The organism is Streptomyces sp. Y309, assembly GCF_056712025.1.
Genome location: NZ_CM160048.1, coordinates 6631495 through 6646726, shown reverse-complemented (window position 1 = coordinate 6646726; position 15232 = coordinate 6631495). Strand labels below are relative to the sequence as shown.

The window sequence follows — 15232 nt, the reverse complement described above, 5'->3', positions numbered from 1 at the left end:
GCATCGCGTCGCTCTGACGATTACACTGGGCCGCGTGCCTCAACTACGCCTAGCCCTGAATCAGATCGACTCGACCGTCGGCGATCTCGCCGAGAACGCCGAGGCGGTCGTCCGCTGGACCCGGCACTCCGCCGAGCAGGGAGCGCACCTGGTCGCGTTCCCGGAGATGGCGCTGACGGGCTACCCCGTGGAGGACCTCGCCCTGCGGGCGTCCTTCGTCGAGGCGTCACGGCGCGCGCTGCGCGACCTCGCGGCCCGCCTCAGCGACGAGGGCTTCGGCGAACTCCCGGTGGTGGTCGGCTACTTGGACCGCACGGAAGAGGCGAAGCCGCGCTACGGCCAGCCCGCGGGCGCCCCCCGTAACGCGGGCGCCGTGCTGCACCGCGGCGAGGTGGCACTGACGTTCTCCAAGCACCACCTCCCCAACTACGGCGTCTTCGACGAGTTCCGCTACTTCGTGCCGGGCGAGACGCTCCCGGTCGTCCGGGTGCACGGCATCGACGTGGCGCTGGCGATCTGCGAGGACCTCTGGCAGGACGGCGGCCGCGTCCCGGCGACCCGCACGGCGGGTGCGGGCCTGCTGCTGTCGATCAACGCGTCGCCGTACGAGCAGAACAAGGACGACCAGCGCCTGGAGCTGGTGCGCAAGCGCGCGCAGGAGGCGGGCTGCACAACGGCGTACCTGGCGATGATGGGCGGCCAGGACGAGCTGGTCTTCGACGGGGACTCGATCGTCGTGGACAAGGACGGCGAGGTCGTCGCGCGGGCGCCGCAGTTCGCGGAGGGCTGCGTGGTCCTGGACCTGGACCTGCCCGCGGCGGGCCCCGTCCCCCAGGGCGTGGTGGACGACGGGCTGCGCATCGAGCACGTGACGCTGTCCGAGGACCCGCTGCCGGCGTACGAGCCGGAGTTCGGCGGCGGCTACGCGGACCGCCTCGACGACGCCGAGGAGATGTATTCGGCGCTGGTCGTGGGCCTGCGCGCGTACGTCGCGAAGAACGGCTTCCGCTCGGTCCTGATCGGCCTCTCCGGAGGCATCGACTCGGCGCTGGCCGCGGCGATCGCGTGCGACGCGGTGGGCGCGGAGAACGTGTACGGGGTCGCGATGCCGTCGCGGTACTCGTCCGACCACTCGGTGGGCGACGCGGAGGAGCTGGCGCGGCGTACGGGGCTGAACTTCCGCAACGTACCGATCGCGCCGATGTTCGACGCGTACATGGAGTCCCTCGGTCTTGCCGGGCTCGCCGAGGAGAACCTCCAGTCGAGGCTGCGCGGGACGATGCTGATGGCGATCTCCAACCAGGAGGGGCACATCGTCCTCGCGCCGGGCAACAAGTCCGAGCTGGCGGTGGGGTATTCGACGCTGTACGGCGACTCGGTGGGGGCGTACGGGCCCATCAAGGACGTGTACAAGACGGCCATTTTCCGGCTCGCGCGGTGGCGCAACGAGGCGGCGGTGGAGCGCGGGGAGACGCCGCCGATCCCCGAGAACTCCATCAGCAAGCCGCCGAGCGCGGAGCTGCGGCCGGACCAGGTGGACACGGACTCGCTGCCGGACTATCCCGTGCTCGACGGGATTCTCGAGTTGTACGTGGACCGGGATCAGGGCGCTGACGCGATCGTCGCCGCGGGATACGACGCGGAGCTCGTCACGAAGACGCTCCGCATGGTGGACACGGCCGAGTACAAGAGGCGGCAGTACCCGCCGGGTACGAAGATCTCCGCGAAGGGCTTCGGCAAGGACCGCCGCCTCCCGATCACCAACCGCTGGCGCGAAACCGTCTGACGCCCGGGGGCTCCGCCCCCGGACCCCCTTCTTCCCACCCACCCGCCCTTGCCACCACTAACAGCACGCAGTCGGCACATCAGGCGCACAGCGCTCAGCGCAAAGAAGGGGGCGGGCGGGCAGGGAAGAGCCCGCCCAGCGATACGCCAGGCCCACAGCGCGCAGCGCGAAGAAAGGGCGGGTGGGTGGGGGAAAGCCCGTCCGGCGATTGAGGACGAGCCAGGCCGCAGGCCGCGATCAACGGCGCCCGACGCCCACCGCAGGCTCGCGGTGCTCGGCCACCACCCGACCCGAGCCGCCGCCACCACCGAAAGGCTCCCGTACGCGGTCGACCGCGTACGCCACCGCGGCGACGCCGATGCCGAGCACGGCAAGCCCCGCCCCGGCCACCGCGGGCGACGTCACGCCGAAGCCCGCGGCGAGGGCGAGCCCGCCGATCCAGGCGCCACCGGCGTTGGCGAGGTTGAACGCGGCCTGGTTGGCCGAGGAGGCGAGGGACGGCGCGGCGGCGGCCTTCTCCATGACCATGAGCTGCAAGGGCGACCCCGTCGTGAACGCGGCCATGCCGAGCAGCGTCACGCCGACGGCCGCGCTCCACTCGGCGCGCATGAGGAGCGGGAAGAGGGCGAGCACGGCGACCAGCGCGCCGAGGCCGCCGAACAGCGTGCCCCGCAGGGAGTGGTCGGCGAGCCGCCCGCCGAGCAGGTTGCCGGCGGTGGCGCCCACGCCGAAGAGGGCGAGCAGCAGTGTCACGCTGGACTCGGCGAACCCGGCGGAGTCCGTGAGCATCGGCGTGACGTAGCTGTACGCGGCGAAGAGGGCGCCGAAGCCCGCGACGGTCGTACCGAGGGCGAGCCAGACGGGAAGCGAGCCGAGCGCGCGGAGCTCGCCGCGCAGCCCGGCGCTCTCGCCGTGTCCGTGGTCGGCGGGGACGAGGAGGGCGAGCGCAGCGATCGCGGCGAGCCCGATCGCGCTGACGGCGAGGAACGTCGCCCGCCAGCCGAGCTGCTGCCCCATGAGCGTGGCGACGGGCACGCCGACGACGTTGGCGACGGTGAGCCCGAGGAACATCAGGGACACGGACCGCGCCTTGCGCTCGGGCCCGACGAGCCCGGTGGCGACGACCGCGCCGACGCCGAAGAACGCGCCGTGCGGCAGGCCGCTCACGAAGCGCGCCACCATCAGCCAGTGGTAGTCGGGCGCGGCGGCCGACACCGCGTTGCCGACGACGAACAGGGCCATCAGGCCGATGAGGACGCGGCGCCGGGGCAGCTTCGCGGTGACGGCGGCGAGCAGCGGGGCGCCGATGACGACGCCGAGCGCGTACGCGGAGACGAGGTGTCCGGCGGTCGGGATGGATATGTGCAGGTCGTCCGCGACGTTGGGCAGCAGGCCCATCATCACGAACTCGGTGGTGCCGATGCCGAAGGCGCCCACGGCGAGGGCGAGCAGGGCCAGGGGCATGAAGACGTACCTTCCAAAAGGGCAGGGAGCAGCGCGGGATCCGTAAGTTTACGTACGGAACAAAGACTCCCGGCCCGAGTATTCCGCGAGGTTAAGGACGGGTGACCGGCAGCGGCCCACGAAGAGAGAACCGTCAGAGATCCATGCTCGCGGCCACCGGCAGGTGGTCGCTGCCCGTCTCCGGGAGCGTCCAGGAGGACACCGGCTCGACGCCCTTGACCATGATCTGGTCGATGCGGGCCATCGGGAACGAGGCGGGCCAGCTGAAGCCGAAGCCGTCGCCCGCCGCGCCCTGCGTGGACCGCATCTGCGAGGTGACGGCGTTCAGCGCGCGGTCGTTCATGGTGCCGTTCAGGTCGCCGAGCAGGACGACCTTGCCGAGCTTCTCGCCGGAGATGGCCTCGCCGAGCGCGTCGGCGCTGTCGTCGCGCTGGCCGGCCGTGAAGCCCGCGTCGAGCTTGACCCGTACCGACGGCAGGTGCGCGACGTACACCGCGACCTGCCCCTTGGGCGTGGCGACGGTGGTGCGCATCGCCCGCGTCCAGCCGAGCTTGATGTCGACGGGCTTGGTGCCGGTCAGCGGGTACTTGCTCCACACGCCGACGGTGCCCTGCACCGAGTGGTACTTGTACGTGTCCGCGAGCGCCTTCTCGTACGTGGGCACGGCGGAGGCGGTGAGCTCCTCGAGGGCGACGACGTCCGCGCCGGACGCGGCGACGTCGCGGGCGGTGCCGGACGGGTCGGGGTTGTCGGCGTTGACGTTGTGCGTGGCGACGGTCAGGTCGCCGCCGCTGCCCGACTTGTCGGTGATGAGGCCGCCGAAGGCGTTCAGCCAGACGATCACCGGCAGGAGCAGGGCGATGAGGGCGGTCGCGGACTTGCGAACCACGGCGATGACGAGCAGGACCGGCACGAACACACCGAGCCAGGGCAGGAAGGTCTCGGTGAGGCTGCCGAGGTTGCCCACGCCGTTGGGGATCTGGGCATGCAGCAGCATCACGAGACCGATGAGGACCGCGATCGCCGCCGTGATGAGCCCGCGCCGCCAGATGCCGGGGTCGCCCCGCCATCCGCCGACCAGGCGCTGCAGTCGCGAACCCTGGCGCTCGGGCCCCGAGCCGCCGCTGTCCGTCTCCGCCTTGTACGCCTGCGCCATAACTCTCGTCGCCTCACTGACTGCCGTGCACACCGTCTCCCCGCCCCTGCACCCTAGGCGATGATCGCGTGTCGTCCCTGCCGTCCGAGGACGGCCGTACGGGCACGAGGACGAGCGGGGGCGGTCGCGAGGTTCCGGATGTGTGCGCCTGGCGGGACGTCTGTGACGAAACGCGCACATCGCCCGCGGGTGACGCGTGGTGAACGCCACGCGCTCCGGGGCCGGTTCACCCCTGGAACCACAGTCCGATCACTCCTGGGGCCGCAGTCCTTCGAGGACCATGTCGACGATGCGTTCCGCCAGGTCCTCGTCCAGCGGGGCGTCCGGGCGCAGCACGGTGCGCACCAGCATGGGGCCGACGAAGAGTTCGTTGGCGAGGACGATGTCGACGTCCTCGCGGAGTTCGCCGTTCTCCACGCCGCGGCGCAGGACGTCGTAGACGACGCGGCGTTGCGGGTCGATGACCGTCGTGTGGTACGCCTCCCACAGTTTCGGCAGGCTCTTCATCTGCGCGAAGACGTTGTGCAGGATCGCGGACGAGCGCATGTTGAGGCCGCGGCGGCGGATGTGCTCGACGAGGACGACGAGGTCGTCGCGCATGGAGGTGCCGGGGAGTTCGGCGCGGGGTTCCTCCAGGCTGCGCAGGACGTCGACGAAGATCTCGTCCTTGCCGCTCCAGCGGCGGTAGATCGTGGCCTTGCCCACGCCGGCGGTGCGGGCGATGCGCTCGATGGAGAGTTCCGCGAGGGGGACTCCGTCCTCGACCAGCTTGATGACGCCCTCGATGATGGCGCGTTCGACCGCTTCGCTGCGGGGTCGTCCCCTGGCGCCCGCGCCCTTGCCGGTACGACCCTGCTCCACGATGCTCGACTCCTCCGCGGTTGTTACGTGCCCCCGCATTCTCCCTGGTCCCCCGGCCGGGGGCGGGGTGACCGCTTGTCGTGACGATGGCTGTCGGCCTGGGCTGTGCCCACCCGTGCCGCAGGGCGGCACGGGTGGGCACAGCCACAGGCCGACGTGCACCGTCACGACAAGCGGTCACCCCGCACCCCCTGCGGGACCGTTCAGGACTCGGCGCCCACCGGATCCCGCTCCGGGGACGAGGCGTCCGGCGCCGTCGGGCCCTGCGGCTGCTTGCCGGGCAAGTACAGGGACACGATGAGCACGCCCACGAGGGCAACCCCCGCTCCGCACAACGCAGTGACATGCATCGCGTGCAGGAACGAGTCGTTGGCGGAGGAGACGAGCGCCTCCCCCCGCGGCCCGAGCCGCCCCGCGGCCCCGAGCGTCGCCTCGATGGACTCCCCCGCGGTGTGCCGCACCCCGGCAGGCAGCACCTTGAGCTCGTCCTCGACACCCCCGCGGTAGGCGGTGGAGAGGACGGACCCGAGCACGGCGATCCCCAGCGCCCCGCCGACCTGCCGGAAGGTGTTGCTGAGCGCCGACGCGGAGCCCGCCTTCTCGCGCGGCAGGGCCTGCATGATGACGACGCTGGTGGGCGTCATGATGTGCGCCATGCCCGCGCCCATCAGGAAGAAGATGACCTCCAGGATCCAGATCGGCGTGTCCGCCTCGAGGATCGTGAACGAGGCCAGCGTCAGGGCGCACAGCGCGAGCCCGCCGGCGCAGGTCGCCTTGACGCCGAAGCGGTCGACGACGAGCCGGGCCCGGGGCGCGAAGACGAGCTGGGCGGCCGCGAGCGGCAGCATGAGCAGCCCGGTCTCCAGCGGCGTGTACCCGCGCACGCTCTGCGTATAGAAGACCGCGAAGAACGTGACGCCCATCAGCGCGAAGAAGACGAGCGCGATCGCGGTGATCGCGGCGGAGAACACGCGGTTCTTGAAGTACGAGATGTCGATGGACGGGTGGTCGCTGCGCTTCTCGTACCAGACGAAGCCGACGAGCACGGCGAGGCCCGCGAGGATCGTCGTGAGGGCCGCGGGGTCGGTGAAGTCGGCGAGCTGGCCGCCCTTGATGATGCCGTAGACGAGCAGCACCAGGCCGATGACGGACAGCACGACGCCGACCAGGTCGATGCGGCCCGGCTTGGGATCTCTGGAGTCCGGGACGAGCGCGATCATCAGTCCGATCGCGACGACGACGATCGGTACGTTGATGAGGAAGACCGAGCCCCACCAGAAGTGGTCGAGCAGCACGCCGCCGGTGATGGGCCCGATCGCGACGGCGAGGCCGACGCCGGCGGCCCAGATGCCGATGGCCTTGGGCTGCTCCTCGCGCTCGAAGACGTTCATGAGGACGGCGAGGGTGGCGGGCATCACGAAGGCCGCGCCGAGCCCCATCACCCCGCGGAACGCGATGAGTTCGACGGGCGAGCCGGACTGGGCGGCGAGCGCGGAGCCGATGCCGAAGACGGCGAGCCCGGCGAGCAGGACCTTCTTGCGGCCGATGCGGTCGCCGAGCAGGCCCGCGGTGAAGAGCAGGCCGGCGAAGACGAGCGTGTAGGAGTTGATGGCCCACTCGAGCTCGCTCTGGGTGGCGCCGAGGCCGGTGGGTTCGGGGGTCGAGATGGTCTTGATGGCGACGTTCAGGATCGAGTTGTCCAGGACGACGATGAGCAGGCTCAGCATCAGGACGCCGAGGATCGCCCAGCGGCGCCGGTGGACCGCCTCCGGTATGCGAGGCGCGTCGGGGACGGCAGATGTGGTCATGCCCTTCACCTTAAGCTTATTTCGATACGAGACCGTCTCGTATTGGAAAGGCTTTACCCCGGTTTTCCCCGCACATCACGCGGAACGCATGCGTCCGCCCAACGGAATCCACGCCTCCGTACCGCCGGGAACCCGGACGTCCATCCCCGGGCCGGAAATGGCCGAAAAACCACCCTCTAGCCTCCGGGCGGCACGCGATGCCACCATGGACGTGATCCGGGGACGCCGTCAGGGCGCCTCGAGACGACAGAAGGAGCCGTTGCGATGACGCAGCTTTCGGCTGCCCAGAGCCCCGCCCCCACGGAGCGGAAGACCGACAGCAGCAAGGCGCTGTACGGCGGCAAGGGCACACGCCGCATCACGGTCCGCGACATCACCGCCGCCAAGGAGCGCGGCGAGAAGTGGCCCATGCTCACCGCGTACGACGCGATGACCGCGTCCGTCTTCGACGAGGCCGGGATCCCGGTCATGCTCGTCGGCGACTCGGCGGGCAACTGCCACCTGGGGTACGAGACCACCGTGCCCGTCACCCTCGACGAGATGGCCGTCCTGTCCGCGGCGGTCGTGCGCGGCACGAGCCGCGCCCTGATCGTCGGCGACCTGCCCTTCGGGTCGTACCAGGAAGGCCCGGTCCAGGCGCTCAGGTCCGCGACGCGCCTGGTCAAGGAGGCCGGCGTGGGCGCGGTCAAGCTGGAGGGCGGCGAGCGCTCACTGGCCCAGACCGAGCTGCTCGTGCAGTCCGGCATCCCCGTCATGTCCCATCTGGGACTGACCCCGCAGTCGGTGAACACGATGGGCTACCGCGTCCAGGGCCGCGGCGAGGAGGCGGCCCACCAACTGCTGCGGGACGCCAAGTCGGCCGAGGCCGCGGGCGCCTTCGCGGTGGTGCTCGAACTCGTGCCGGCCGAGCTGGCCGCCGAGGTCACCAGGTCGCTGCACATCCCGACCGTCGGCATCGGCGCGGGCTCGGAGTGCGACGCCCAGGTCCTGGTGTGGACCGACATGCTCGGCCTGACCGGCGGCAAGATGCCGCGCTTCGTGAAGCAGTACGCGGACCTGCGCGGCGTCATGGGCGACGCCGCGAAGGCCTTCGCCGAGGACGTGGTGGGCGGCGCGTTCCCGGCCGCGGAGCACGCCGTCCACTAGCGGAACACGCCGTCCACCAGCGGTCGGCGCAGCAGTCGATACAGCACGTTCAGACAGCAGTCGGCACAGCACTTTCAAGCCACTGCGGCACCAAGCGGCAGCCCGCCGCCCGTCCCCCGTCGGCGGGCTGCCGCTCCCGTCGCGAGCGCCGTTATCCGCCGCTTCGCGACGTTTTCCCGCCCGACCGCCCACAGTTCCGGCCCCCGGCCGCCCCCGGCCCGCCGCTCGCCGTCGGCGGGGTGTCGTACGCCTGTAGGAAATCTGTCGGTGGATTGTCGGTGGCACCTGCTCTCATGTACGGCATGACAGAAATCGACAACAAGCCCCAACGGGGAGCGGACGGCACCGCAAGCGCCGTTTCGGTACGGGGGCTGGTCAAGCACTACGGCGAGACCAAGGCGCTGGACGGCGTCGACGTGGACGTCCGCGAGGGAACGGTCCTCGGCGTCCTCGGGCCCAACGGCGCCGGCAAGACCACGCTCGTACGCTGCCTCTCCACGCTCATCACCCCCGACTCCGGCACCGCCTTCGTCGCCGGGTACGACGTGCTGCGCCAGCCGCGCCAGCTGCGCCGCGTGATAGGCCTCACCGGTCAGTACGCGTCGGTGGACGAGAAGCTGACCGGCTGGGACAACCTCTACATGATCGGGCGCCTGCTCGACCTGCCCCGCAAGGAGGCCCGCTCCCGCGCGGACGGCCTGCTCGAGCGCTTCTCGCTCACGGAGGCCGCGCGCCGCCCCGCGAAGACGTACTCCGGAGGCATGCGCCGCCGCCTCGACCTGGCGGCGTCGATGATCGGCAGCCCGGCCGTGCTGTTCCTGGACGAGCCGACCACCGGCCTCGACCCGCGCACCCGCAACGAGGTCTGGGACGAGGTCAAGCGCATGGTCGGTGACGGCGTCACCGTCCTGCTCACCACGCAGTACATGGAAGAGGCCGAGCAGCTCGCTAGCGAGCTCACGGTCGTCGACCGCGGCAAGGTCATCGCCAACGGCGGCATCGAGGAGCTGAAGGCCAAGGTCGGCGGCCGCACCCTGCGCATCCGCCCGGCGGACCCGGCGCAGCTGCGCCCCACGGCCGCCGCGCTGGACGACGCGGGCCTCACGGGCCTCGCCACCACCACCGTGGACGCCGAGACCGGCACGGTCCTGGTGCCGATCCTCAGCGACGAGCAGCTCACGGCGGTCGTGGGCACGCTCACCTCGCGCGGCATCACGCTGTCCGACATCGCCACCGAACTGCCCAGCCTGGACGAGGTGTTCCTGTCCCTCACCGGTCACAAGACCAGCGAGTCGCAGGACGCCGTCAGCACCGAATTCAAGGAGGTCGCCGCATGAGCGCCGGCACGGTCACGGCGCCTTCCGCGCCACCCGCCCAGCAGCACCCCACCGACAAGGCCGGGGCGGACACCCGCATCGGCCTGCGCGCCCACGTCCGGCACACGAGCGCGCTGGTCAGACGCAATCTGCTGTGGATAAAGCAGGACATGGAGTCGATGTTCGACGCCGTCCTGATGCCGATCGTCTTCACCCTGCTGTTCGTGTACGTCTTCGGCGGCTCCGTCGGCCAGGCCCTCGGCGGCGGCCGCGAGGAGTACGTGCAGTATGTGATCCCCGGCCTGATGGCCATGATGGGGATGAACATGGCCATGGGTGTGGGCACGGGCTTCAACCAGGACTTCCAGACCGGTGTGATGGACCGTTTCCGGTCGCTGCCCATCGGCCGCTCCTCGGTGATGATCGCCAAGATCGTGGTCGAGCTGCTGCGGATGCTGGTCGCCACGGCGATCCTGCTGGTCGTCGCCCTGATCATCGGCTTCTCCGTGGAGAGCATCCCGGGTCTGATCGCGTCCATAGGCCTCGCCATGGCCTTCGGCGTGGGCCTGATGTGGATCTTCCTCACCATGGGTGTCGTGATGAAGAGCGCCCAGGCCATCCAGGGCATGGGCTTCCTGGTCCTGATGCCGCTGCAGTTCGGCTCGTCCATCTTCGCGCCGACGAAGTCCATGCCCGGCTGGCTCCAGGCGTTCACGGACTACAACCCGCTGTCGTCGCTCGCCGACGCCGCCCGCGGCCTGATGAACGGCCAAGGGCCGGTCGCGCACGACGTGTGGGTGACGCTCATCTGGTCGGTGGTCCTGACGGGCCTGATGGCACCGATCGCGATCCACAAGTTCCGTACGAAGACGTGACGCCGCGTCACAGCCCCGCCGCGGCGACGGCCTCCTGCCAGTCGAGGCCGTCGCCCGCGGCGTAGGCGGCGGCGTAGTCCGCGTCGCCGAGCGCCGCGCGGGCCGCCCGCTCCGCGGACGTGCGGATCTCCCGCTCCAGGGCCACCGGGACGTGGCCGTGCGGCAGTTGGCCGTCGGCCACGGCGAGCAGGCGCGCCGCGTGCGCCGCGCGCCCGGCGTCGTACGAGGCGAGGGCGCGGGCCATGGTGGCCAGGTGGACGGCGAGCAGTTGCGGCGCGATCATCTGCGACAGCGGCTCGGCGGCCTTCTCCACGGCCTCCCGGGCGTGGCCGAGGGCCTGCTCGTGGTGGCCGTCGGCGGTGTCGAGCCACGCCTGCGTGCCGCGCATGAAGCTCTCGAAGACGGAGAAGCCGAAAACCTTGAACTCCTTGCGCAGCAGTGCCAGTTGCTCGCGGGCCTCGCCGGTGCGGCCGGTGCGGCCGAGCAGGCCGATGAGGAAGAGCCGGGCCGCGGGCAGCGCCCCGTTCACGCGGCTGTCCTTGTCGCCGGCCACCTGCCACAGCAGGGCCTCGCCGCGCTCGGTATCGCCCGCCTCGACGAGCGCCGTGCCGAGCCGGGCCGTCAACAGGGCCACCTGCGCCTTCGCGCCGAGTTCCGTGGCGTACGGGATGGCGGCCCGGAAGTCCTCGGCCGCGCGCAGGTACTGACCGCGCCGTTCGTGGGCCTCGCCGCGCGAGGACAGCGCCTCGGCCGTGCCCCAGGCGTCGCCGAGCCGCGTGCAGATCTCCAGGGCCTCGTCCGCGTCGCGGCAGGCGTCGCCCGCCCAGTCGAAGCGGTTGGCGAGGATGTTGGCGCGCTGCTGCAGGGCGCCCGCGAGCTCCCAGGTGAGGCCCAACTCACGGCAGGCGGCGACGGTCTCGTCGACGAGGTCGCGCAACTGCTCGACCTCGCCGGTCATCAGGACGGCGAAGAACCAGAGGTTGCCCGGGCTCCAGCAGGTCTGCGGCAGGCCCGCGCGGTAGGTGTCCTTGATCGCGCCCAGCTTCCGCTCGGCCTCCGGGGTCTGCCAGGCCGTCGGGTCCATGTCCATGCAGGAGAGATGGATGAGGTGCACGCCGCGCCGGGCCTCCTGCAGGAGTTCGCCCGACAGCGGGGGCGGTGTGTCCGTGCAGCGCGCGTACAGCGGGGCGGCGGGGGTGACCGGCGGGGTGAACGGGTCGGGGCCGAGGGCCATCACGTCCCGGGACCAGTTCCGCGCCTCCACCCGCAGGTCGCGGATCATCCAGAACCACACCAGGGACAGCACGAGGCACAGCGCCTCCTGCTCGTCGTGTGCGGCCACGGCCCGGCGCAGCGCGGTGCGCAGGTTCTCGTACTCCGCCTCGAACGCCGCGATGGCCGCGCGCTGCCCGTGGCCGCGCAGCGCGGGGTCGGTGACGCGGGCGAACTCCCGGAAGTACGTGAGGTGCGCCCGCTCGACCACGTCCCGCTCCCCCGCCTCGTCGAGCCGCTCGGCGGCGTACTCGGAGACGGTCTCCAGGAGCCGGTAGCGCATCACGTCGCCGTGCGCGGCGGGCGCGGCGACGACGAGCGACTTGTCGACGAGGGAGCCGAGGACGTCGGTGACGTCGGCGATATCGACAATGTCGGCGATGTCGGCGCCGGCCTGACCTGCGCCGGTGGACGGGTCGCCGCCGGCCTGACCGCCGCAGACCGCTTCCGCCGCCGCGAGGTCGCAGCCGCCCGCGAAGACCGACAGGCGGCGCAGGACGGCGCGTTCGGCGGCGTCGAGGAGGTCCCAGGACCAGTCCACGACGGCGCGCAGCGTCTGCTGGCGCGGAAGGACGGTTCGGGCGCCGCTGGTCAGCAGGCGGAAGCGGTCGTCGAGCCGGTCGGCGATCTGGCGCGGGGTGAGCATCCGCAGCCGGGCCGCGGCCAGTTCGATGGCCAGCGGCAGGCCGTCCAGGCGGTGACAGATCTCGGCGGCGGCGCGCGGGTCGTCGTCCGTACGGAAGCCGGGCCGTGCGGCGGCGCCGCGGTCGGCGAGGAGACGCAGCGCGAAGGGTTCCGGCAGCGGTTCGACCGGGCGCACCAACTCGCCCCGTACGCCGAGGGGTTCGCGGCTGGTGGCGAGCACCGTGAGCCCGGGGCAGCGGGAAAGCAGGCTCTCCGCGAGGCGGGCGGCGGCGTCGACGACGTGCTCGCAGTTGTCCAGGACGAGGAGCATGCGGCGCGGGCCGCAGTGCTCGGTGAGCCGGACCATCGGGTCGTCGGCGTTCCGCTCGGCGGCGACCCGCAGCTCTTCGGCGCCCGCGCCGCGCAGCACGGTCTCGCGGGCGCCGAGCGCAGTGAGGACGGCCTCCGGTACGTCGTCCGGGTCGTCCACGGGCGCGAGTTCGGCGAGCCACACCCCGTCCGGCACGGCGTCGGCCACCGCCTCCCCGGCCTCCTGCGACAGCCGCGTCTTGCCCGCCCCGCCGGGCCCGGTCAACGTCACCAGGCGGGCACGGCGCAGGTCCCCCCGGATCGCGTCGATGTCCGCGCTGCGCCCGACGAAGGAGGTGAGCCGGGCACGGAGGTTGCCGGGGGCGGGGCGCGCGGCGACGTCCGTCGCGCCTTGCACGTCCGTACGTGAGCCGACGTCCGCCGCACCCGGCGGGCCCGTACCGGCTGACGCGCCTCCCGCCTCCGACGCCGTGCCTGCGCGTGTGCTGGCCGCCGAAGCCGCGTCGCCTGGGTGGGCGGCGGCAGGGCGCGCGGTGTCCGCGTGGGCAGGCGGGGGCGCGGCGGCCGGGGGCGCGCCGGCCGGGTCAGCGGCAGCGGGGTGGGCGGCGGGGGCAGCGTGCGGGTGAGTGGCAGGCGGGTGCACCGTGGCCGGGTGAGCATCGCCCGGGTGAGGAGCGGCCGGGTGAGGAGCGGCCGGGGGCGCGACGGGCGGGTGAGCGGTTGTCAGGCGAGCATCGCCTGCTTGAGGGGCGGCGGGGTGGGCGGTGGCCGAGTGCGCGGCAGGCGGGGGTGCATGGCCCTGGTCGGCGGCGGCAGGGTGTGCATCACCCCGGTGAGGGGCGGTGGCCGGGGGCGCGGAGGCCCCGTGGGCGGCGGGCGAGGGCGCACCGCCCGGGGCAACGGCAGCAGGGTGCACAGCAGTTGGGTGCACATCGCCCGGGTCAGCGGCGGCGGCCGGGGGCGCGGCGGCGGGGTGCGCAGTAGCTGGGTGCGCATCGCCCGGATCAGGGGCGGTGGCGGGGTGCGCGGGGGCCGCGTGGGCGGCAGGCGAGGGTGCACCGACCTGGTCAACGGCGGCAGGGTGCACAGTAGTTGGGTGCACATCGCCCGGTTCAGGGGCGGCGGCCGGGGGCGCGGTAGCGGGGTGCGCAGTAGCTGGGTGCGCATCGCCCGGGTCAGAGGCGGTGGCGGGGTGCGCGGGGGCCGCGTGGGCGGCAGGCGAGGGCGCACCGCCCGGGGCAGCGGCGGCGGCCGGGGGCGCGGAGGCCGCGTGGGCGGCAGGCGGGGGCGCACCGACCTGGTCGACGGCGCCGGGGTGCGTGGCCGCCGGGGGTGCGGCCGTCCGGGCCGGACCCTCGGCCTGAGTGCCCCGCCCCTCAAGCCCCGCAGCCGTCGCTGGCCGCAGCAACTCTCCGTACAGGGAACGCAGTTCGGGCCCGGGATCGGCGCCCAGGTGTTCCGCGAGGGTGCGGCGTACGCCGTCGTACGCGGCCAGTGCCTCCGCCGCGCGGCCGGCGTCCCGCAGGGCGCGCAGCCGCAGGACCTGGAGCGGCTCGTCCAGCGGGTGGCCGTCGCACAGGGCGGTGAGTTCGGGGAGGGCGTCCTCGGCCTGACCCAGGGCCAGCGCCGCCGTGAACCGCGCGCGCAGGGCGTCGAGGCGGCGGGCGGACCAGCGGGCGGCCTCCGCGGTGTGGTCCGGCAGGTCGGCGAAGGCCTCGCCGTGCCACAGGGCGAGGGCGTCGTCGAGGAGGGCCGCGGCCTTCGCCGGGTCGCCGTCCGCCAGCGCCCGCGTACCCTCGCCGACCAGGCGCTCGAAGCGGTGGGCGTCCACGTCGTCGAGGGCGGCCCGCAGGTGGTAGCCGCCGTCGGCGGAGGCGACGGCGTCGGCGCCGAGCACCCGGCGCAGCCGCCCGACCAGGGCCTGCAGCGCCCCCGTGGCGTCGGCCGGGGGCGACCCGCCCCACACCCGGTCGACGAGGACGGCGGCCGGAACCGTACGCCCCGGCCTCAGCGCGAGCGCCGCGAGCAGCGCACGCAGGCGGGCGCCGCCGACGGAAACGTTGGTTCCGTCGGGGCGCGAGGCCCGGGTGACACCGAGGACGCGATAACGCACGCACCCATTGTCACCGCTCCCCGCACCCCGGATCCCCACACCCCCGCGCGGCCGCCGCCCCACCGCGCCAGCGCGAACGCCGACCGGCCCGCGCCGCGGAACCCACCCACGCCGCCCGCATCACCGTCCCCGCCCGCAGAGCATCACGCCTCCCGAATCAGCCCGCCCCGCAAGACCACTCCCGCCCCGAGCCGCTCGGCGCCACCGGACGCCCCCCGCGCGGAGCACCGCGCCCCGCCCCGCCCCGCCCCGCCCCGGGGAACAGTCCGACCCTCACGCCGCCGCCCCCGCCCCACCTCACCCCGGAAAACAGCCCACCCACCCACATCCCCCAGCTCCCATCCCACCCCACTCCACAGCCCACGCAGGTAGCCTCCACAGGCAGCAGGCAGCAGGCAGCAGGCAGCAGGCGACGCCCCATGCCCGGGCCCTCGGGCCCCCGGAACTCCGGAGCCCCGCGCCCGTCGCACGGGACATGCGG

9 protein-coding genes are annotated in these 15232 nt (G+C 72.8%); 4 read left to right on the top strand and 5 right to left on the bottom strand.

Annotation, left to right across the window (positions count from 1 at the left end; translation table 11 throughout):
• Positions 1-34: 34 nt before the first annotated feature.
• Positions 35-1786 carry an NAD+ synthase gene (locus AC0KTA_RS27460; protein WP_481050890.1) on the top strand — a complete coding sequence of 584 codons (1752 nt, stop codon included), beginning with the start codon at positions 35-37 and terminating at the stop codon, positions 1784-1786.
• Between the two features lie 237 nt (positions 1787-2023).
• Here the strand turns inward: AC0KTA_RS27460 and AC0KTA_RS27455 are convergent, their stop codons facing one another.
• From AC0KTA_RS27455 to AC0KTA_RS27440, 4 genes are all read right to left on the bottom strand, one after another.
• A complete protein-coding gene (locus AC0KTA_RS27455; protein WP_481050889.1) occupies positions 2024-3250 on the bottom strand; it encodes an MFS transporter in 1227 nt (408 codons plus the stop codon).
• 133 nt (positions 3251-3383) lie between these two features.
• Positions 3384-4406 carry an endonuclease/exonuclease/phosphatase family protein gene (locus tag AC0KTA_RS27450; RefSeq protein WP_481050888.1) on the bottom strand — a complete coding sequence of 341 codons (1023 nt, stop codon included), beginning with the start codon at positions 4404-4406 and terminating at the stop codon, positions 3384-3386.
• A 249-nt stretch (positions 4407-4655) separates the two neighbouring features.
• Positions 4656-5267 (bottom strand): TetR/AcrR family transcriptional regulator, encoded by a 612-nt coding sequence (locus AC0KTA_RS27445; protein WP_481050887.1) that lies wholly within the window; start codon positions 5265-5267, stop codon positions 4656-4658.
• 203 nt (positions 5268-5470) lie between these two features.
• Entirely contained in the window at positions 5471-7075 is a 1605-nt protein-coding gene (locus tag AC0KTA_RS27440) for an MFS transporter (RefSeq protein ID WP_481050886.1), read from the bottom strand.
• A gap of 264 nt (positions 7076-7339) precedes the next feature.
• On the opposite strand from AC0KTA_RS27440, the gene panB reads away from it, so the two are divergent.
• The 3 genes from panB to AC0KTA_RS27425 all read left to right on the top strand — a co-directional run bounded on the left by panB (position 7340) and on the right by AC0KTA_RS27425 (position 10412).
• On the top strand, positions 7340-8221 hold the full coding sequence (panB, locus tag AC0KTA_RS27435; RefSeq protein WP_481050885.1) for a 3-methyl-2-oxobutanoate hydroxymethyltransferase: 882 nt from the start codon (positions 7340-7342) through the stop codon (positions 8219-8221).
• A gap of 302 nt (positions 8222-8523) precedes the next feature.
• Positions 8524-9558 carry an ATP-binding cassette domain-containing protein gene (locus tag AC0KTA_RS27430; RefSeq protein WP_481050884.1) on the top strand — a complete coding sequence of 345 codons (1035 nt, stop codon included), beginning with the start codon at positions 8524-8526 and terminating at the stop codon, positions 9556-9558.
• The gene (locus tag AC0KTA_RS27425; RefSeq protein WP_481050883.1) at positions 9555-10412 is read left to right on the top strand and encodes an ABC transporter permease; all 858 of its coding nucleotides are present in this window, start codon (positions 9555-9557) and stop codon (positions 10410-10412) included. The genes AC0KTA_RS27430 and AC0KTA_RS27425 overlap by 4 nt, the downstream gene beginning before the upstream one ends.
• Positions 10413-10419: 7 nt before the next feature.
• Here AC0KTA_RS27425 and AC0KTA_RS27420 read toward each other — a convergent pair whose 3' ends face one another.
• A complete protein-coding gene (locus tag AC0KTA_RS27420) occupies positions 10420-14751 on the bottom strand; it encodes an AfsR/SARP family transcriptional regulator (RefSeq protein ID WP_481050882.1) in 4332 nt (1443 codons plus the stop codon).
• Positions 14752-15232: the final 481 nt, after the last annotated feature.